The 19,876-nt window shown below is 62.0% G+C and carries 16 protein-coding genes and 1 tRNA gene; all 17 read left to right on the top strand.

Annotated elements, in window-relative coordinates; all coding sequences use genetic code 11:
- The first annotated feature begins 17 nt into the window (after positions 1-17).
- Positions 18-770: an NADH-quinone oxidoreductase subunit C gene (locus ABQU90_RS06310; RefSeq protein WP_323521176.1), complete on the top strand. Its 753-nt coding sequence runs from the start codon at positions 18-20 to the stop codon at positions 768-770.
- On the top strand, positions 767-2,074 hold the full coding sequence (locus tag ABQU90_RS06305) for an NADH-quinone oxidoreductase subunit D (protein ID WP_115528404.1): 1,308 nt from the start codon (positions 767-769) through the stop codon (positions 2,072-2,074). The genes ABQU90_RS06310 and ABQU90_RS06305 overlap by 4 nt, the downstream gene beginning before the upstream one ends.
- A complete protein-coding gene (gene nuoE / locus ABQU90_RS06300) occupies positions 2,071-2,598 on the top strand; it encodes an NADH-quinone oxidoreductase subunit NuoE (RefSeq protein WP_005991372.1) in 528 nt (175 codons plus the stop codon). The genes ABQU90_RS06305 and nuoE overlap by 4 nt, the downstream gene beginning before the upstream one ends.
- Before the next feature lie 3 nt (positions 2,599-2,601).
- Positions 2,602-3,936, top strand: coding sequence for an NADH-quinone oxidoreductase subunit NuoF (gene nuoF, locus ABQU90_RS06295; protein ID WP_055850080.1), 1,335 nt, complete (start codon positions 2,602-2,604; stop codon positions 3,934-3,936).
- A complete protein-coding gene (gene nuoG, locus ABQU90_RS06290; protein WP_115528403.1) occupies positions 3,933-6,167 on the top strand; it encodes an NADH-quinone oxidoreductase subunit NuoG in 2,235 nt (744 codons plus the stop codon). The genes nuoF and nuoG overlap by 4 nt, the downstream gene beginning before the upstream one ends.
- The gene (gene nuoH / locus ABQU90_RS06285) at positions 6,164-7,255 is read left to right on the top strand and encodes an NADH-quinone oxidoreductase subunit NuoH (RefSeq protein ID WP_055850084.1); all 1,092 of its coding nucleotides are present in this window, start codon (positions 6,164-6,166) and stop codon (positions 7,253-7,255) included. The genes nuoG and nuoH overlap by 4 nt, the downstream gene beginning before the upstream one ends.
- Before the next feature lie 3 nt (positions 7,256-7,258).
- Positions 7,259-7,747 carry an NADH-quinone oxidoreductase subunit NuoI gene (gene nuoI, locus ABQU90_RS06280; RefSeq protein WP_055850086.1) on the top strand — a complete coding sequence of 163 codons (489 nt, stop codon included), beginning with the start codon at positions 7,259-7,261 and terminating at the stop codon, positions 7,745-7,747.
- A gap of 4 nt (positions 7,748-7,751) precedes the next feature.
- Entirely contained in the window at positions 7,752-8,414 is a 663-nt protein-coding gene (locus ABQU90_RS06275; protein ID WP_193552493.1) for an NADH-quinone oxidoreductase subunit J, read from the top strand.
- Positions 8,411-8,716 carry an NADH-quinone oxidoreductase subunit NuoK gene (gene nuoK, locus ABQU90_RS06270; protein WP_006450557.1) on the top strand — a complete coding sequence of 102 codons (306 nt, stop codon included), beginning with the start codon at positions 8,411-8,413 and terminating at the stop codon, positions 8,714-8,716. Before ABQU90_RS06275 ends, nuoK begins: the two co-directional genes overlap by 4 nt.
- A gap of 7 nt (positions 8,717-8,723) precedes the next feature.
- Positions 8,724-10,898 carry an NADH-quinone oxidoreductase subunit L gene (gene nuoL, locus ABQU90_RS06265; RefSeq protein ID WP_323521175.1) on the top strand — a complete coding sequence of 725 codons (2,175 nt, stop codon included), beginning with the start codon at positions 8,724-8,726 and terminating at the stop codon, positions 10,896-10,898.
- Between the two features lie 20 nt (positions 10,899-10,918).
- Positions 10,919-12,421 (top strand): NADH-quinone oxidoreductase subunit M, encoded by a 1,503-nt coding sequence (locus ABQU90_RS06260; RefSeq protein WP_055850090.1) that lies wholly within the window; start codon positions 10,919-10,921, stop codon positions 12,419-12,421.
- A gap of 36 nt (positions 12,422-12,457) precedes the next feature.
- On the top strand, positions 12,458-13,918 hold the full coding sequence (gene nuoN / locus ABQU90_RS06255; protein WP_115514561.1) for an NADH-quinone oxidoreductase subunit NuoN: 1,461 nt from the start codon (positions 12,458-12,460) through the stop codon (positions 13,916-13,918).
- Positions 13,919-14,123: 205 nt separating this feature from the next.
- Positions 14,124-14,200, top strand: a tRNA-Met gene (locus tag ABQU90_RS06250).
- Between the two features lie 211 nt (positions 14,201-14,411).
- The gene (rimP, locus tag ABQU90_RS06245; protein WP_323514925.1) at positions 14,412-15,002 is read left to right on the top strand and encodes a ribosome maturation factor RimP; all 591 of its coding nucleotides are present in this window, start codon (positions 14,412-14,414) and stop codon (positions 15,000-15,002) included.
- 4 nt (positions 15,003-15,006) lie between these two features.
- Complete coding sequence (nusA, locus tag ABQU90_RS06240; protein WP_055850094.1) at positions 15,007-16,518, top strand: transcription termination factor NusA; 1,512 nt, start codon at positions 15,007-15,009, stop codon at positions 16,516-16,518.
- A gap of 95 nt (positions 16,519-16,613) precedes the next feature.
- Entirely contained in the window at positions 16,614-19,325 is a 2,712-nt protein-coding gene (gene infB, locus ABQU90_RS06235; protein WP_055850096.1) for a translation initiation factor IF-2, read from the top strand.
- A gap of 142 nt (positions 19,326-19,467) precedes the next feature.
- Positions 19,468-19,860 (top strand): 30S ribosome-binding factor RbfA, encoded by a 393-nt coding sequence (gene rbfA / locus ABQU90_RS06230; RefSeq protein ID WP_005991395.1) that lies wholly within the window; start codon positions 19,468-19,470, stop codon positions 19,858-19,860.
- Positions 19,861-19,876: the final 16 nt, after the last annotated feature.

The raw sequence follows: 19,876 nt of genomic DNA, 5'->3' as shown, positions 1-19,876 counted from the left end.
AGAGCAGCCAAGCCCCCATGGCAGAGCAAGCATCCTCCTTCACTGACCGACTTGCGGTACGTTTCGCCGGTGCGCAGATCACCGTGGCATTGCCGCGCGGCGAAGTCACGCTGGAAGTCGCCGCGGCCGATTGGCACGCTACCTGTCTGGCGCTGCGCGACGAGCTCGCTTTCGAGCAGCTCAGCGACCTGTGCGGCGTCGACTACCTGGGTTATGGCAGCGACGAGTGGGATACCGCTGACGTGTCCTCGCAGGGCTTCAGTCGTGGTGTCGAAGGCAAGGGCATCGGGCGTTTCGGTTGGGGTGAGTTTCCCAGCCAGGAAGGCTCCACCGGTGCGCATGCGCAGCACATGCCCAAGCAGCGTTTTGCGGTCGTTGCCCAGCTGATTTCCTACCAGCACAACCAGCGTTTGCGCGTGCGTTGCTACGCGCCCGACGAGCAGGTGCCGGTGGTGGCGTCGGTGACCGATATCTGGCCGGGCGTGAACTGGTTCGAGCGCGAAGCATTCGACCTGTTCGGCATCGTGTTCGATGGTCACCCGGACCTGCGCCGCATCCTGACCGACTATGGATTCGTCGGCCATCCGTTCCGCAAGGATTTCCCGCTGATCGGTAACGTCGAAGTGCGTTACGACGAAGAGCGCAAGCGCGTGGTGTACGAACCGGTTACCTCGGTCGAGCCGCGCGTTGGTGTGCCGCGCGTGATTCGCGACGATGCCCGTTATGAGACTGCCGCCGGTGAAGTGGGCAAGTCGGAGACCGCCAAGTGAGTGAGTTCCGCCAGGCAACCGATGCCTTCGCGAGCAATCCTGTCGAAAGCAAGCAGGAAATCCGCAATTACACGATGAACTTCGGCCCGCAGCATCCTGCGGCGCACGGCGTGCTGCGTCTGATCCTGGAAATGGACGGCGAGACCGTGGTGCGTGCCGATCCGCATATCGGCCTGCTGCACCGTGGCACCGAGAAGCTGGCCGAGTCCAAGCCGTTCAACCAGTCGGTTCCGTACATGGATCGCCTGGATTATGTGTCGATGATGTGCAACGAGCACGCCTACGTGCGCGCGATCGAGTCCCTGATGGGAATCGAAGCGCCGGAGCGTGCGCAGTACATCCGCACCATGTTCGACGAGATCACCCGCATCAAGAACCACTTGATGTGGGTCGGCTCCAACGCACTCGATCTGGGTGCGATGGCGGTGATGTTGTATGCGTTCCGCGAGCGCGAAGAATTGATGGACGTGTACGAGGCGGTCAGCGGCGCGCGCATGCACGCGGCCTACTACCGCCCGGGTGGCGTGTACCGCGATCTGCCCGATTTCATGCCCAAGTACAAGGAATCGCGCTGGCACAAGGGTGGGGCGCTGAAGAAGCGCAACGCTGCTCGCGAAGGCACGATGCTGGATTTCCTCGAGGATTTCACCAACACCTTCCCGTCGCGCGTGGACGAATACGAAACGCTGCTGACCGATAACCGCATCTGGAAGCAGCGTACTGTCGATGTCGGCATCATCAGCCCGGATCTGGCGCGTGCCTGGGGCATGACCGGTCCGATGCTGCGTGGCTCGGGGATCGAGTGGGATCTGCGCAAGAAGCAGCCGTATGCCAAGTACGACGCGGTGGATTTCGATATCCCGGTGGGCACCAACGGCGACTGCTACGACCGCTATCTGGTCCGTGTCGCCGAGATGCGCGAATCCAACCGCATCATCAAGCAGTGCGTGAAGTGGCTGAAGGCCAATCCCGGCCCGGTCATGGTCACCAACTTCAAGGTCGCTCCGCCAAGCCGCGAAGGCATGAAAGACGACATGGAAGCGCTGATCCATCACTTCAAGCTGTTCAGTGAAGGCTATTGCGTGCCGGCCGGCGAGACCTATTGCGCGGTCGAAGCGCCCAAGGGCGAGTTCGGTTGCTACCTGATGTCCGATGGCGCCAACAAGCCGTTCCGCCTGCATCTGCGCGCGCCGGGCTTTGCGCATTTGTCGTCGATGGATGCGGTAGTGCGTGGTTATTTGCTGGCCGACGTCGTGGCGATGATCGGTACTTACGATTTGGTTTTCGGTGAGGTTGACCGATGAAGGCGACGGGTAATTTCGAAGCGGCGCGCGACGTCGATCCGCAGGTTGTGCTGAGCGATAAAACGCGCGCGCACATCGATCATTGGCTGGCCAAGTTTCCGCCCGATCGCAAGCGTTCGGCGGTGCTGCAGGGCTTGCACGCGGCGCAGGAGCAGAACCAGGGCTGGTTGACCGACGAATTGATCGTTGGCGTGGCCAAGTATCTGGAATTGCCGCCGGTGTGGGCCTATGAGGTCGCCAGCTTCTACTCGATGTTCGAGACCGAGAAGGTCGGCCGCCACAACGTGGCGTTCTGCACCAATATCAGCTGCTGGCTCAACGGCGCCGAAGATCTGCTGGCGCACGCCGAGAAGAAACTGGGTTGCAAGCTGGGGCAGTCGACGGCAGATGGCCGCGTCTACCTCAAGCGCGAAGAAGAGTGCCTGGCGGCCTGCTCGGCAGCGCCGATGATGGTCATCAACGGCCACTACCATGAGCACCTGACGAAAGAGAAGGTCGACGCGCTGCTGGACGGGCTGGAATAAGACATGGCACATCATCACGCACCTACAGGTCCGGTCGGTCCGGCGCCGTTGCCGCATCAGGTCGTTTACACGACCCTGCATTACGACACTCCGTGGTCGTACGAGAGCTACCTCAAGACCGGTGGCTACGCAGCGTTGCGCAAGATCCTGGAAGAAAAGATCGCGCCGGCCGACGTCATCGAAATGGTCAAGGCGTCCAATCTGCGTGGCCGCGGCGGCGCCGGTTTCCCGACCGGTCTGAAGTGGTCGTTCATGCCCAAGGGCACGATGCAGAAGTACATCCTGTGCAACTCGGACGAATCCGAGCCGGGAACCTGCAAAGACCGCGACATCCTGCGTTACAACCCGCATTCGGTGGTGGAGGGCATGGCGATCGCCTGCTACGCCACCGGCTCGACGGTGGGCTACAACTACCTGCGTGGCGAGTTCCACCACGAGCCGTTCGAAAACTTCGAACTGGCGCTGGCCGATGCGTATGCGAACGGCTGGCTGGGCAAGAACATTCTCGGCAGCGGCGTGGATATCGATATCTACGGTGCGCTGGGTGCTGGCGCGTACATCTGCGGCGAAGAGACCGCATTGATGGAATCGCTGGAAGGCAAGAAGGGCCAGCCGCGTTACAAGCCGCCGTTCCCGGCGAACTTCGGCCTGTACGGCAAGCCGACCACCATCAACAACACCGAGACCTATGCGTCGGTGCCGGCGATCATTCGCAACGGCCCGGAGTGGTTCCTCGGGTTGAGCAAGACCAAGAACGGCGGCCCGAAGATTTTCTCGGTGTCCGGCTGCGTGCAGAAGGGCGGCAACTTTGAAGTGCCGCTCGGCACCACCTTCGACGAACTACTGGAAATGGCCGGTGGCCTGCGTCCGGGCCGCACCCTCAAGGGCGTGGTGCCTGGCGGCGTGTCGATGCCGGTGCTGAAGGCCGATCAGGTTGCCGGTCTGCAGATGGATTACGACACCTTGCGTGCGCTGGGCACCGGTCTGGGATCGGGCGCCATCGTGGTGCTGGACGACAGCGTGTGCTGCGTGCGTTTTGCCTGCCGCATCTCGCAGTTCTTCCACAAGGAATCGTGTGGCCAGTGCACCCCGTGCCGTGAAGGCACCGGCTGGATGCACCGCGTGCTGGAGCGCATCGTCGCCGGCAAGGCCACTATGGAAGACCTGCACCAGCTGCGTACCGTGGCCGGTCAGATCGAAGGACACACCATCTGCGCGTTCGGTGAAGCGGCAGCGTGGCCGATTCAAGGCTTCCTGCGCCAGTTCTGGGACGAGTTCGAGTACTACATCGTCAACGGTCGTTCGATCGTCGACACGCACGTCGGAGTGGCCGCATGAGCGCCCAACCAGTGAACCCGAACGTGCCGCCGGATCATGTCACCGTCGAAATCGACGGGCAGAGTCTGGTCGTGCCGAAGGGCTCGATGATCATCCAGGCCGCCGACAAGGCCGGCATTCCGATCCCGCGCTTCTGCTATCACGAGAAGTTGCCGATCGCCGCCAACTGCCGCATGTGTCTGGTGGATGTCGAAAAGTCGCCTAAGCCGTCGCCTGCCTGCGCCACGCCGGTGATGGATGGCATGAAGATCGCCACGCGTAGCGAAAAGGCGCTGAAGTACCAGCGCAGCGTGATGGAATTTTTGCTGATCAATCACCCGCTGGACTGCCCGATCTGCGATCAGGGCGGCGAGTGCGAGTTGCAGGACGTCTCGCTCGGCTACGGCCGGTCGGTGAGCCGCTTCAACGAGCGCAAGCGCGTGGTGCCGGACGAGGATATCGGTCCGCTGGTCGCCACCGAAATGACCCGCTGCATCCAGTGCACCCGCTGCGTGCGCTTCACTGCAGACATCGCCGGCACCTACGAGCTGGGTGGCATGTACCGCGGTGAAAACCTGCAGATCGGCACCTACGATGGCAAGCCGCTGACCACCGAGATTTCCGGCAACGTCATCGACGTCTGCCCGGTGGGCGCGCTGACCAACAAGGTGTTCCAGTTCCGCGCACGTCCGTGGGAATTGATGGCGCGCGAATCGCTGGGTTACCACGATGCGATGGGCTCGAACCTGTTCCTGCATGTGCGTCGTGGCGAAGTGCTGCGCACCGTGCCGCGCGAGAACGAAGCAGTCAACGAATGCTGGCTGTCCGATCGCGACCGTTATTCGCATCAGGGCCTGTACGCCGAAGACCGCGCGGGCAAGCCGCTGAAGAAGGTCAACGGCGAGTGGACCGAAGTGAGCTGGACCGAAGGTCTGGCCGCTGCGACCCAGATCCTGCGTGACAACGCCGGCGATCAGCTTGGCGTGCTGGTGCATCCGTCCACCTCGAACGAGGAAGGTGCGCTGCTGGCACGTCTGGCCGAAGGCCTCGGCAGCGGCAATCTGGATCACCGTCTGCTCAATCGGGATTTCTCAGACGCTGCGGTTGCCGAAGCCTTTGCAACGCCGTTGGCCGAGATCGAGCAGGCCGATGTGGTGGTGCTGTTCGGCACCAACGTGCGTCACGAGCTGCCGTTGCTGCATGCACGTCTGCGCAAGGCGCACATCCAGAACCGCACGCAGATCCATTCGGTCAACCCGGTCGATTTCGATTTCGCATTCACGCAGGCGAGCCGCGCCGTGGTCGCGCCGTCGCAGCTGGCAAGCGCACTTGACGACGCCGCGCTACGCGATGCGGTCAAGGGCGCAACGCGCGCCGTGATCGTGGTCGGTGCACTGGCTGAAAATCATCCGCAGGCTGCGGCACTGCGTGCTGCTGCACGCGACTTTGCTGCCGCAACGGGCGCATCGTTGTGCCGTATCCCGCAGGGCGCGAACGCGGTGGGTTTAGTGTCGCAAGGTGTGTTGCCCACCGCACGTGATGTGGCCGGCATGCTGGCGCAGCCGCGTCAGGCGTACGTGCTTTACGGCATCGAGCCCGGTCTGGATTTTGCCGACGCCGCTGCTGCACGCAGCGCGCTGGCCGGTGCCAAGGTCGTTGCTTTCAGTCAGTTCGCCTGCGCTTCAACGCGCGATGTGGCTGACGTGATCCTGCCGATCGGTGCATTGCCGGAAATCGATGCCTCGTTGACCAATCTCGACGGTCGCGTGCAGACGGCGCGTGCCGCAGGCCGCTTGCCGGTCGAAGCGCGCGAAGGCTGGCGTGTGCTGCGTGCGCTGGGTGGTGAGCTGGGTCTGGCTGGTTTCGAGTTCATCGATCTGGTCGGCTTGCGTGCAGAGATGCAGAACCGCAGCGTGCGTCCGGTGGCCTCGGCACAGCCGCAGGTGGCAAGCGACGGGCTGGAAGTCGCGGCGACTGCTGCGATCTACCGCACCGATGCGGTAGTGCGTCGCGCCGCTGCGCTGCAATCGCATCCGCTCAATATTGCACCGTGCGTGGCGATGCACCCCGAGCAGGCTGCGCAGCTGCAGATCGCCGATGGGCAGATGGTCAAGGTCGGCACCGACGCGGGTAAGGCGACGTTGCCGGTGGTGCTGGACAAGCGTGTTGCACCTGGCACGGTGTGGATCGAATCCGGCCATGGCGCAACCGCGCCGCTTGGTGCCGGTCGCGTAACGGTGGTGGCTGCATGAACGAATTGCTGTTGAACGTGGTCGACCCTCTGCACCAGTGGTTTCTCGGACTGGGCGATGGCGGCATCCTGCTGTGGACCGTGTTGAAGATCCTGTTGATCGCCGTGCCGGTGATCGTCTCGGTGGCCTTCTACGTGGTGTGGGAGCGCAAGCTGATCGGCTGGATGCACGTGCGTCACGGGCCGATGTACGTGGGTATGGGCATCTTCCAGGCCTTCGCCGACGTGTTCAAACTCCTGTTCAAGGAGATCCTGCAGCCCAGCAGCTCGCACAAGGCGATGTTCATCATCGCGCCGCTGCTGACGCTGGCGCCTGCATTCGCGGCGTGGTCGGTGGTGCCGTTCGATGCGCAGCTGGTGCTGTCCAACGCCAATGTCGGTTTGCTGTATTTGCTGGCGATGACCTCGCTGGGCGTGTACGGCATCATCCTCGCGGGCTGGGCTTCCAACTCCAAGTACGCGTTTCTGGGTGCAATGCGCTCGGCGGCGCAGGTGGTCAGCTACGAAATCGCGATGGGTTTTGCCCTGGTCGGCGTCATGATCGCTTCGGGCAGCGTCAATTTGAGCCAGATCGTGTTGGCGCAGGGCGGTAATTCGGGTTTCTTCGACTGGTTCCTGATTCCGCTGTTCCCGTTGTTCATCGTGTACTGGGTCTCCGGCGTTGCCGAAACCAACCGCGCGCCGTTCGACGTGGTGGAAGGCGAATCGGAAATCGTCGCCGGCCACATGGTGGAATACTCGGGCGGTGCGTTCGCACTGTTCTTCCTGGCCGAATACGCCAACATGATCCTGGTCAGCTTCTTGATCTCGATCTTCTTCCTCGGCGGCTGGCTGAGCCCGATCCAGGGTTGGGTCACTGCGGATATCTCGCCGTGGATCGACTGGGTGTGGAAGGGCGGTTGGCCGTGGCTGCTGATGAAGGTGTTCTTCTTCGCCAGCGCTTACATCTGGTTCCGTGCCAGCTTCCCGCGCTACCGCTACGACCAGATCATGCGTCTGGGTTGGAAGGTGTTCATTCCGCTCACGATCGTGTGGATCGCAGTGACGGCGTTGATGGTGTTTTACGGCGTGATCCAGAAGGGCGTGTAACCGATGAACAAGATCACCCATTACTTCAAGAGCCTGCTGCTGCTCGAACTGCTCGCAGGCTTGTGGCTGACGTTTAAGTACACGTTCAAGCCCAAGTACACCGTGCTGTATCCGATGGAGAAGTTTCCGCAGTCGCCGCGTTTCCGTGGCCTGCACGCGCTGCGTCGCTATCCCAATGGCGAAGAACGCTGCATCGCCTGCAAGCTGTGCGAAGCGGTGTGCCCGGCGCTGGCGATCACCATCGACTCGGCCAAGCGCGAGGACGGCTCGCGCCGTACCACGCGTTACGACATCGACTTGTTCAAGTGCATCTTCTGCGGCTTCTGTGAAGAAAGCTGCCCGGTGGACTCGATCGTCGAGACGCACATCCTCGAGTACCACTTCGAGAAGCGTGGCGAGAATATTGTCAACAAGCCGCAGTTGCTGGCGATCGGAGACCGGCTAGAAGCCGAGATCGCCGAGCGTCGCGCTGCCGATGCCGCCTTCCGTTGAGGTCATGATGGACTGGGTCTCTATTGCTTTTTACGCCTTCTCCGCAGTCGCGGTGGTGTCCGCCGGTGCGGTGATCAGCGTGCGTAACCCGGTGTATGCCGTGTTGTGCCTGATCCTCACCTTCTTCTCGATGGCGTGTATCTGGTTGCTGGTCGGTGCTGAGTTCCTCGGCGTCACGCTGGTGCTGGTCTACGTCGGCGCAGTGATGGTGCTGTTCCTGTTCGTGGTGATGATGCTGGACATCGACACCAGCCGGTTGCGCGAGGGCTGGGTCAAATACATGCCGCTTGGCGTGATCGTTGCGGTGGCGATGCTGGCGCAGATGGTCACCTTGATCGGGGTCAAGGCCCGCACTGCCACGCCGTTCCCGGCCGACAACGCGGCAGCGCAAGCCGCCGACAGTTCTAACCTGACCTGGCTGGCCAAGAGCCTGTACACCGAGTTCCTGCTGCCGTTCGAATTTGCCGCCGTGATTCTGACCGTGGCCGTGGTGGCTGCAGTGATGCTGACCTTGCGTAAGCGCACCGGCATCAAGCTCCAGAACGCCAGCGAGCAATCCCGCGTGAAGGCGGGCGACCGTCTGCGCATCGTCAAGATGGCAGTCGAAAAGCCAGCACAGGTTGCGCCGCGCGTCGATGCGGCCGACGGACAGGAGGCGAAGTCTTGATTACCTTGGGCCACCTGCTTGGACTGGGCGCGGTGCTGTTCTGCATCTCCCTGGCCGGCATCTTCCTCAACCGCAAGAACGTCATCGTGTTGCTGATGTCGATCGAGTTGATGCTGCTGTCGGTCAACGTCAACTTCATTGCATTTTCGCGCGAGCTGGGCGACCCCGCCGGTCAGTTGTTCGTGTTCTTCATCCTGACCGTTGCCGCCGCGGAGGCCGCCATCGGCCTTGCGATCCTGGTGACTCTGTTCCGCACGCGCCGCACGATCAATGTGGCCGAAGTCGATACGTTGAAGGGCTGACCTGTAGATGGAAATCACTCTCTCCAAGAGTCTGTTGATTGCGGTGGTGCTTGCACCGCTGATCGGCAGCATCATCGCCGGCCTGTTCGGTCGCCAGGTAGGGCGCAAGGGCGCGCAATACGTCACCATCCTCGGTGTGGCTGTCAGCTGCGTGCTGTCGTGCCTGACGCTGTACCAATTGGTGGAGCAGGGCGCCAGCCCGTTCAACCAAAACCTGTACACCTTCTTCGACGTCGGTAATTACTCCGCGCATGTCGGCTTCATGGTCGACCGCCTGACCGCGATGATGATGGTTGTGGTGACCTTCGTGTCGCTGCTGGTGCACATCTACACCATCGGCTACATGGAAGAAGATCCCGGCTACCAGCGCTTCTTCAGCTACATCTCGTTGTTCACCTTCTCCATGCTGACGCTGGTGATGAGCAATAACTTCCTGCAGCTGTTCTTCGGCTGGGAAGCGGTGGGTCTGGTGTCGTACCTGCTGATCGGTTTCTGGTTCAAGCGCCCGACTGCCGTGTTCGCCAACATGAAGGCGTTCCTGGTCAACCGCGTGGGCGACTTCGGCTTCATTCTCGGAATCGCCGGCGTGCTGTTGTGGTTCGGCTCGTTGGATTACTCCACCGTGTTTGCCAACGCGACCACCATGGCCAACGCCAAGGTGCAGTTGTTCGCGGGCCACGAATGGAGTGTGATGACGCTGATCTGCATCTGCCTTTTCATCGGCGCGATGGGCAAGTCGGCGCAGGTGCCGCTGCATGTGTGGCTGCCTGACTCGATGGAAGGCCCGACCCCGATCTCGGCACTGATCCATGCTGCGACCATGGTCACCGCTGGCATCTTCATGGTGGCACGCATGTCGCCACTGTTCGAGCTGTCGGAAACCGCGCTCAACTTCATCCTGTTCATCGGTGCGACCACGGCCTTCTTCACCGGCCTGATCGGCATCGTGCAGAACGACATCAAGCGCGTGGTCGCTTACTCGACGCTGTCCCAGCTCGGCTATATGACCGTGGCGCTGGGCGTGTCGGCCTATTCGGCCGCCGTTTTCCACCTGATGACGCATGCCTTCTTCAAGGCGCTGCTGTTCCTGGCGGCGGGCTCGGTCATCATCGGCATGCACCACGAGCAGGACATGCGCAAGATGGGCGGCCTGCGCAAGTACATGAAGGTGACCTACTGGACCAGCGTGATCGGTACGCTGGCACTGGTCGGTACGCCGTTCTTCTCGGGCTTCTACTCGAAGGACACCATCATCGAAGCCGCTGCGCACCACGCGCACGAATCGCATAGCTGGATCGCGACTTACGGCTACTGGTCCGTGCTCGGCGGCGTGCTGGTCACCAGCTTCTACAGCTTCCGGCTGCTGTTCCTGACCTTCCACGGCAAGGAGCGTTTTCGCGATGCTCATGCGCATGATGCGCATGCACATCACGACAGTGCGCGCACCGATGCAGAAGCACAGGTGCATGCCCACGACAGCCACGCGCATGATGCACATGCGCATGACAGTCATGGCCACGACGATCACGGCCATGGTCACCACGGTGTTCACGAGCCGCACGAGTCCAAGTGGGTGGTGACGTTGCCGCTGATCCTGCTGGCGATTCCGTCGGTGGCGATCGGTTTCTTCACCATCGGCCCGATGTTGTTCGGTACCGATTGGCAGGGCCACCACGCGGCGCACGCGCTCAAGGGGCAGGCCGTGTCGTTCTTCACCGGCATCGTGGACTTCTACGATCCGGCGCGCGACACCGTTGGTGCGCTCGCAGAAGAATTCCATGGCCCGGTCGCGTTCGCGTTGCACGGCATGATGGCGGCGCCGTTCTTCCTGACGGTCGCCGGTCTGTTGCTGGCCGCGCTGTTCTATCTGTGGAAGCCCGACCTGGCGACCAAGTCGCGCAAGGCGTTCGCGCCGATCGTGTGGCTGCTGGAAAATAAATACGGCTTCGACAAGCTGTGGATCAATGGCTTCGCCGGTGGCGGTGTTGTCCTTGGCAAGGCGTCACGCGCAATCGACACCCATGTGGTCGACGGTGTGGTCGTCAATGGTTCTGCCCGACTGATCGACCTGGCTGCAAATTTGCTGCGTCGCACGCAATCCGGTTTCCTCTATCACTACGCCTTCGCAATGATCATCGGTTTGATCGCCTTGTTGGCGGTACTGATGCATTTCTGGCGTTGACCTGTACGGAATAAGAAAACGTGTCGAACTGGCCTTTACTGTCTATCTTGATCTGGCTGCCGATTATCGGTGGCGCCCTGATCCTTGCGTTGCGCAACGCCGAGACTGCCCGCTGGGCGTCCTTGGCGGTGGCTGTGGCGACCTTTGTGCTGAGTCTGCCGCTGTTGGGCTATGACACCGCCAATGACGCGATGCAGTTCATCGAACTGCATGCCTGGATTCCGGCTTACAACATCGGCTACAACCTGGGCGTGGATGGCATCGCGGTCGCGTTGATCGTGCTCACCACATTGGTAACGGTGCTGGCGCTGATCGGCGCCTGGCGCTCGATCGACAAGCGCGTCAATCAGTACGTCGCCGCGTTCCTGATTCTGGAAGGCGTCACCGTCGGTATCTTCGCTGCCACCGACGCGATGCTGTTCTATGTCTTCTTCGAAGCCATGCTGATCCCGATGTTCCTGATCATCGGTGTCTGGGGTGGTCCGCGGCGTATCTATGCGGCGATGAAGTTCTTCCTCTACACCTTCCTCGGCTCGGTGCTGATGCTGGTGGGTCTGGTCTACCTGTATCTGAAGGGCGGCAGTTTCCAACTCGCCGACCTGTACGCGCTGCAGCTGACCGCCAAGGAACAGACCTGGATCTTCTTCGCGTTCTTGATCGCCTTTGCGGTCAAGGTGCCGATGTTCCCGGTGCACACCTGGCTGCCGGATGCACACGTCGAAGCGCCGACCGCCGGTTCGGTGATCCTGGCAGCGATCGCCCTGAAGATCGGCGGCTACGGTTTCCTGCGCTTCAACCTGCCGATCGTGCCTGACGCCAGTCACGAGTTCGCCTGGTTGGTCATTGCGTTGTCGCTGATCGCGGTGGTCTACGTCGGTCTGGTGGCATTGGTGCAGGAAGACATGAAGAAGCTGGTGGCGTACTCGTCCATCGCGCATATGGGCTTCGTCACCCTGGGTACCTTCATTGCCTTCACGCTGGTGCGTGAGTACGGCAGCACCGACGCTGCGCGTCTCGGCTTGCAAGGCGCGATGGTGCAGATGATTTCGCACGGCTTCGTGTCCGGCGCCATGTTCTCCTGCATCGGGGTGTTGTACGACCGCATGCACACGCGTCGCATCGCCGATTACGGCGGCGTGGTCAATGTGATGCCGTGGTTCGCCACCTTTGCGATGTTGTTCTTCATGGCCAATGCCGGTCTGCCGGGTACCAGCGGTTTCGTCGGCGAGTTCATGGTGATCCTGGCCAGCTTCCAGAAGCATCCGTTGGTTGCCTTCGCTGCCGCCACCACGCTGGTGATCACTGCGGCCTACACGCTGTGGCTCTACAAGCGCGTGTTCTTCGGCGAAGTGGCCAACGCGCACGTGGCCGAGCTGAAGGACATCAATGGCCGCGAGGCCTTCGTGCTGGGGGTGTTCGCTGCTGGCGTGCTGGCCCTGGGCCTGTATCCGAAGCCGCTGACCGATCTGATGGAACCATCGATCGCCAAGCTGGCTACCCAGATTGCCGCGACCAAGCTGTAACTGCTTGCCGTACGTACCGATTTTCAGGATTTGATGATGACCACGCCAACGCTCGCGCCGTTGACCACCGCTGACCTGGCTCCGCTTGTTCCGGAGCTGGTGCTGATCGGCGGCGCCTTCGCACTGCTGATGCTCGACCTGTTCATGAGCCAGCGGAACAAGGTCTGGACCCACTTGTTCTCTATCGCTGTTCTGGCCGTGGTGTTTGCGTTGTTGGCAACCGGCACGGGCGGGCAGGGCGACATTTTCAATGGCATGTTCGTGCGTGATACCGCTGCGGATGTCATGAAGACGGTGATCGTGCTCGTCAGCGGGTTGAGCCTGGTGTATGGCTGGACCTACCTGCGCGAGCGCAATCTCTATCAGGGCGAAATCCCGGTGTTGGTGTTGTTCGCCACCGCCGGCATGATGCTGCTGGCCTCGGCCGGCAGTCTGCTGATGGTCTATCTGGGACTGGAACTGCTGGCGCTATGTTCGTACGCGCTGGTCGCATCCAATCGCGACAACGGCCTGGCCACCGAAGCGGCGATGAAGTATTTCGTGCTGGGTTCGTTGGCGTCGGGTCTGCTGCTGTACGGCATGTCGCTGGTCTATGGCGCTACCGGCACACTGAGCCTGGCGGGCATCCATGACGCGATCGACGGCTCGGGCGAACGCACACTGCTGCTGACCGGCACCATCTTCATGATCGCCGGCGTTGCATTCAAGCTGGGCGCCGCGCCGTTCCATATGTGGCTGCCCGACGTCTATCAGGGCGCACCGGCACCGATCGCGTTGTTTATCAGCTCGGCACCGAAGCTGGCTGCATTCGGCATGGCCTACCGCCTGCTGGAAGTGGGTATGGGTCCGTTGTCGCCGCAGTGGCATCTGCTGATTGGAGGGCTGTCGGCACTGTCGTTGGTCATCGGCAACCTGATGGCCATCGCGCAGACCAATCTCAAGCGCATGCTTGCGTATTCGACGGTGTCGCACATCGGCTTCCTGCTGATGGGCGTGGCCGGTGGCGGGGAAGAAGGGTATGCGGCTGCGATGTTCTACGCAGTGAGCTACACCATCATGTCGACCGCTTCGTTCGGCGCGATCATCGCGTTGTCGCGCAATGGCTTTGAAGCGGAGAACATCGACGACTTCAAGGGGCTCAATGCGCGTAACCCGTGGATGGCCGGTCTGGTGCTGTGCATCATGGCTTCGCTCGCGGGCATTCCGCCGTTCCTCGGCTTCTGGACCAAGCTCGCCGTGCTGGGCGCGGCGGTGAAGGGCGACATGCTGTGGCTGGCGCTGGTAGGTGTGCTGTGCGCGGTGATCGGTGCTTACTACTACCTGCGTGTCATCAAGGTCATGTACTTCGACGAACCGGTCGGTGAGCCGTTGCCCGCCAACAACGATCGCGTCCTGGGCACGGTGCTGGGCGTCAATGCACTCGCGTTGCTTGCGCTGGGTCTGGCCTGGAGCCCGATCATGGTGTGGTGCCAGCGCGCGTTTGCCGGTCTCGCGTAAGCGGGCAGATGCGCGCGATGCTGACGCAGCGGCGTTTGCCGCAGGTGTATGGCGCGGATCTGAAATAAAGTTGTGATTGGTGTTTCGTTTTTGTTGCATTGCGGTTATCATTCGCCGCGACGTTGGACACTCGCCAAAGTGTTCAACAGATGAAAAACTTAGGGCTTGCAATTGCCGCTCAAGTTCTTCATAATTCCGCTTCTGCTGCGGGGTGGAGCAGTCTGGCAGCTCGTCGGGCTCATAACCCGAAGGTCGCAGGTTCAAATCCTGCCCCCGCTACCAAGTTTGAATTGCTGCTTTAATGCAGTTTGCCTTAGGGCAGCAGTTCATGTTCTTGGATCGCAAAGACGCATGTTCCCGTCTTTGCGCCGACCCTGAGAGGTCGGGTTTTTTTCACGCAAGGGGCCCATCGGGCCCCTTGTTTTTTCCGGAACCGGAAAGTTTGCTGCCGGTTGCCGGGGTTCTACTGGCAATCATTTGATCAGGGCAGTCTGTGAGCGAAAAAGCGACCGAAATCGCGAATCTGCTGAGTCCAACGGTTGAGTCCCTGGGCTTGGAACTGCTGGGCGTGGAGTATCTCCCCGCGCCAGGTGGCGCCACGTTGCGCCTTTACATCGATGTGCCGTCGGCCGAACAGCCCGAGCGTGTGATCAACGTCGACGACTGCGAGCGCGTGAGCCGTGAAGTGTCGGCCCAGCTCGACGTCGAAGACCCGATCAGTGGCAACTACACCCTGGAAGTGTCATCGCCGGGTGTGGACCGTCCCTTGTTCACCCTCGAACAGTTCGCGCGCCATGCCGGCGAGTCCGCAAAGATCGTATTGAAGCTTGCGCAGGATGGTCGGCGCCGTTTTCAGGGTCAGATCCTGCGTACCGAGTCTGAGTCCGAGGCCGTAGTGTTTTCGGTCGATGGCAAGGACGTCCAGATCGGCTTCGACAACATCGACAAGGCGCGCATCCTGCCGGATTGGGTTGCCTTGGGCCTGGCGCCGCAAAAACCGAATAAGCCCGGCCCGAAAAAACCCGGGCACGACAAGAAGAAACCATCCAACGAGTCGGCGGCTGGCAAGCCGCGCGCGGAGTGACTAAATGAGCAAGGAACTTTTGCTGGTAGTGGATGCGGTGGCCAACGAAAAGGGCGTGCCGCGCGAAGTGATCTTCGATGCGATCGAGGCCGCGTTGGCTTCCGCAGCGAAGAAGCGCTATCCCGACCAGGACGTGCTGGCACGCGTGACCATCGACCACAAGGACGGTAACTACGAAACCTACCGTCGTTGGGAAGTGGTCGCCGACGATGTGGTGATGGAGTCGCCGGATCGCCAGGTGCGTCTGATGGATGCCATCGACGAAGCCGACGGCGTGGATGTGGGCGACTACATCGAAGAACAGATCGAAAACCCGGATTTCGGCCGCATCGCCGCGCAGGCTGCCAAGCAGGTAATCGTGCAGCGTGTGCGCGAAGCCGAGCGTCAGCAGGTTGTGGACGCATGGAAGGATCGCGTCGGCGAGTTGATCACCGGTGTGGTCAAGCGTGCCGAGCGCGGCAATATCTTTGTCGATCTGGGCGGCAATGCTGAGGCCTTCATTCCGAAGGACAAGGGCATTCCGCGCGACGTGCTGCGCCCGGGCGACCGCGTACGCGGCTATCTGGCCGAAGTGCGTTCCGAACCGCGTGGCCCGCAGCTGTTCATCAGCCGCGCTGCGCCGGAATTCATGATTGAGCTGTTCAAGCTCGAAGTGCCGGAAGTCGGTCAGGGTCTGGTCGAGATCAAGGCCTGCGCACGTGATCCTGGCGACCGCGCCAAGATTGCGGTGATTGCGCACGACACGCGTACCGATCCGATCGGTGCTTGTATCGGTATGCGCGGCTCGCGCGTGCAGGCAGTGTCCAACGAGCTCAATGGCGAGCGCGTGGACATCGTGTTGTGGAACGAGAACCCGGCCAACTTCGTGATCAACGCGATGGCGCCTGCTGAAGTGCAGTCGATCATCGTCGATGAAGACAAGCACTCGATGGACCTGGCCGTGGCGGAAGACCGCCTGGCGCAGGCAATCGGCAAGGGCGGCCAGAACGTGCGTCTGGCCAGCCGCCTGACCGGTTGGCAGCTCAACGTGATGACTGCCGACCAGGTGGCTGCAAAGTCCGAAGCTGAACAGGCATCGGCGCGCCAGCTGTTCATGGATCGCCTGGAAGTGGACGAAGAAATCTCCGCGATCCTGGTGTCCGAAGGCTTCAACACGGTCGAAGAAATCGCCTACGTGCCAGTCGGCGAACTGCTGGCGGTGGAAGGCTTCGACGAAGACATCGTCGAAGAACTGCGTGCCCGTGCCCGCGATGCGCTGCTCAACGCCGCGCTGGCCGAGGAAGAAGGCCTGGAAGGAACTCAGCCCACCGAGGACCTGCTGGCGCTGGAGGGGATGGACGAGGAAACGGCCTTTGCTCTGGCCGAGCACGGCGTGCGTACCAGCGAGGACTTGTCCGACCTGGCAGCGGACGAGATCGTCGACTTCGGCATCGAGGGCATGACCCAGGAGCGCGCCTCGGCGCTGATCCTGGCGGCCCGCGCCGAGGAGATCGCCCGTTTGGAGCGCGGCGAATGAGCCGGCAATGAACCGCGCCCTGACCCCATCAGGGCTTAGAATCAGCGTTTCCCTTGCTCTGGGCGAGGGGGCGCCAACCAGATCATAGGATCCGAATGTCGCAGCAAACCACCATCCGCAAGCTTGCCGAACTGGTCAACACGCCGGTCGATAAACTGCTGGTTCAACTGGCCGAGGCCGGAATGAAGTTCAGCGGTCCCGACCAGGTCGTGACCAGCACCGAGAAGATGAAACTGCTTGGCTTCCTGCGTCGCACGCATGGCAAGTCCGATGCACCTGCCGAAGCGGCAAGCGAAGCAGCCAAGAAGATCACGCTGAATCGGCGCAAGCTGCAGGAAGTCACGGTCAGCGCCGGCCGCACCAAGACCACGGTCAACGTGGAAGTGCGCCAGAAGCGGACGTACGTCAAATCCGAGAACGAAGTCGGCGGCCGTGCCGTGCCGATGACGCCGGACGAAGAGCGTGCCGACATCCTGGCCAAGCTCGCTGCATCGCGTCAGCGCAATCTCGACGAGCAGCAGGCCCTGGCCGAAAGCGACCGTGTGCGCGATGAAGCGATTCAGCGCAAGCGCGACGAAGAGCAGGCCGCAAAAGACCGTGTAGAAGCCGAGCGCAAGGCTGCCGAGGAAGCCGCTGCGGCTGCCAGTGCGCCGGCCCCGGTTGCCGCTGCGCCGACGCCGTCTTCGGCGCCTGCTGCGCGTGCACCATCTTCGCCGTCTTCGGCACCGCGTCCGGCCCGTCCGGCTGGTGCGTCGCCCGCTTCGCGTCCGGCGACGCCGGCACGTCCGGATGATCGCAATAACGCAGCCAAGCACAAGACGCGCGGTTCGCACGTCATGGTGGCTGGCGTCGAAGACGATGATGCGACCAAGCGCTTTGCTGGTCAGCTGCATCTGTCGGCCGCCGATCGCGCGCGTCGTTCCAATGTGCGTGGCAAGCCGACCGGTCGTCCGGGTTCGTCGTCGTCGCGTCGCGGCAATGATGGCGGTCGTGGCAGCAACCAGAGCAACAGCGGCCCGCACGGGTTCGAGCGTCCGACTGCACCGGTGGTGCGTGAAGTGGCGATCGGCGAGACCATCACCGTGGCCGATCTGGCACAGAAGCTCGCGCTCAAGGGCGGCGACGTGGTCAAGGCGCTGTTCAAGATGGGCGTCATGGCGACCATTACCCAGAGCATCGATCACGACACCGCTGCACTGGTGACCGAAGAACTCGGCCACAAGGCGGTGCGTGCGGACAATGCCGACTTCGAAGATGCGCTGCTGGCGCATTCCGAAGACGCGCAGGGCGAAACCACCTCGCGTCCGCCGGTCGTGACCATCATGGGTCACGTCGATCACGGCAAGACCTCGCTGCTGGACTACATCCGTCGCACCAAGATCGCTTCCGGCGAAGCTGGCGGCATCACTCAGCACATCGGTGCGTACCACGTCGAAACCGGTCGTGGCGTCATCAGCTTCCTGGATACGCCCGGCCATGCCGCGTTTACCTCGATGCGTGCGCGCGGCGCCAAGATCACCGACATCGTGGTGCTGGTGGTTGCGGCCGACGACGGCGTCATGCCGCAGACCAAGGAAGCGGTTGCGCATGCCAGGGCGGCAGGCGTTCCGTTGATCGTGGCGGTCAACAAGATCGACAAGGCCGGCGCGGATCCGCTGCGGGTCAAGAACGAATTGCTGGCCGAAAACGTGGTTGCCGAAGATTTCGGCGGCGACACCCAGTTCATCGAAGTGTCGGCCAAGGTCGGTACCGGTGTGGATACGCTGCTGGATGCGATTTCGCTGCAGGCCGAAGTGCTGGAACTCAAGGCAGTGGCCGATGGCCGCGCCAGCGGTACCGTGATCGAATCCTCGCTGGACAAGGGTCGTGGCCCGGTCGCAACGGTGCTGGTGCAGCAGGGCGCGCTGAAGCGTGGCGACTACCTGGTGTGCGGTATTCAGTACGGCCGCGTGCGTGCGCTGTTCGACGAAACTGGCCATCAGCCAGCGTCGGCAGGCCCGTCGATTCCGGTGCAGGTGCTCGGCCTGTCCGGCGTGCCGGAAGCTGGCGATGACTTCGTGGTCGTCGACGACGAGCGTCTGGCCAAGGACGTGGCACAGCAGCGCGAAACCAAGCGCCGCGAATCGCGTCTGGTCGCCTCGGCAACCAACCGCATGGAAGACATCCTGGCACAGATGGGCAAGGGCGAAGGCCAGCAGGTGTTGAACCTGGTGATCAAGGCCGACGTGCAGGGTTCGGTGGAAGCGCTCAAGCAGTCGCTGGTGGCGTTGTCCAACGACGACATCCGCATCAATGTGATCCATTCCGGCGTGGGCGGCATCACCGAGTCGGATGCGAATTCGGCAGCGGCGTCCAAGGCCACGATGATCGGCTTCAACGTGCGTGCGGATGCATCGGCACGCAAGATCGTCGAGTCCAATGGCATCGATCTGCGTTACTTCTCGATCATCTATGACGTGATCGATCAGGTGAAGCAGGTGGCGTCCGGTCTGCTCGGCGTGGAAATCCGCGAAGAGATCATCGGTATTGCGCAGGTGCGCGACGTGTTCCGCAGCTCGAAGTTCGGTGCGGTTGCAGGCTGCATGATCATCGAAGGCGTGGTGAAGCGCAGCAAGCCGATCCGCGTGCTCCGCGACAGCGTCGTGGTGTTCGAGGGCGAGCTGGAATCGCTGCGTCGCTTCAAGGAAAACGTCGACGAAGTGCGCAACGGTACCGAGTGCGGTATCGGCGTGAAGGCTTACAACGACGTCAAGCCTGGCGATCAGATCGAGTGCTTCGAGCGTATCGAGGTTGCCCGCACGCTGTAATGGCTGCCGGGGCCTGCGAGCCCCGGTCTTCCACACAGGCGATGGTGTACGCAAGTTCTGCAAGGCGAGGGCGGCATGGCCGCCCGCGTTCGTTTTTGGCTTCGGTGCCATCTGGCCCTCCGAATCAACCAGGTCCACGACCATGCCAACCAAATCATTCCATCGCACCGATCGCGTTTCTGCGCAGGTGCGTCGCGACCTCGGCACGATCGTGCACGCGGCCGTGCGCGACCACGGCTTGCCGTCGGTCAGCGTTTCCGATGTCGAAATCAGCCGCGATCTGGCGCACGCCAAGGTATTCGTCACCGCGTTGCAGCAGGAGCGTTCGGCTGAAGCGGTCAAGGGACTCAAGGAAATCGCCGGGCAGCTGCGCACGCAGCTGGCGCGCGCGATGAAGCTGCGTCACGTGCCCGAGCTGCACTTTCACTACGACGACTCGGTCGACCGTGGCGAACGTATCGATAACCTGCTGCGTGACCTGGACGATGTCGGTCCGCAGGCCACGTCCAGCGATGAAGACGCTGAGCAGCGCTAAGCGCTGTGTCGGCGGG

The sequence above is a fragment of the Xanthomonas sp. WHRI 10207 genome, assembly GCF_040202975.1.
Classification (GTDB): domain Bacteria; phylum Pseudomonadota; class Gammaproteobacteria; order Xanthomonadales; family Xanthomonadaceae; genus Xanthomonas.
Note: the sequence above shows the minus strand (reverse complement) of the source record. Positions and strands in the feature narration are given on the sequence as shown.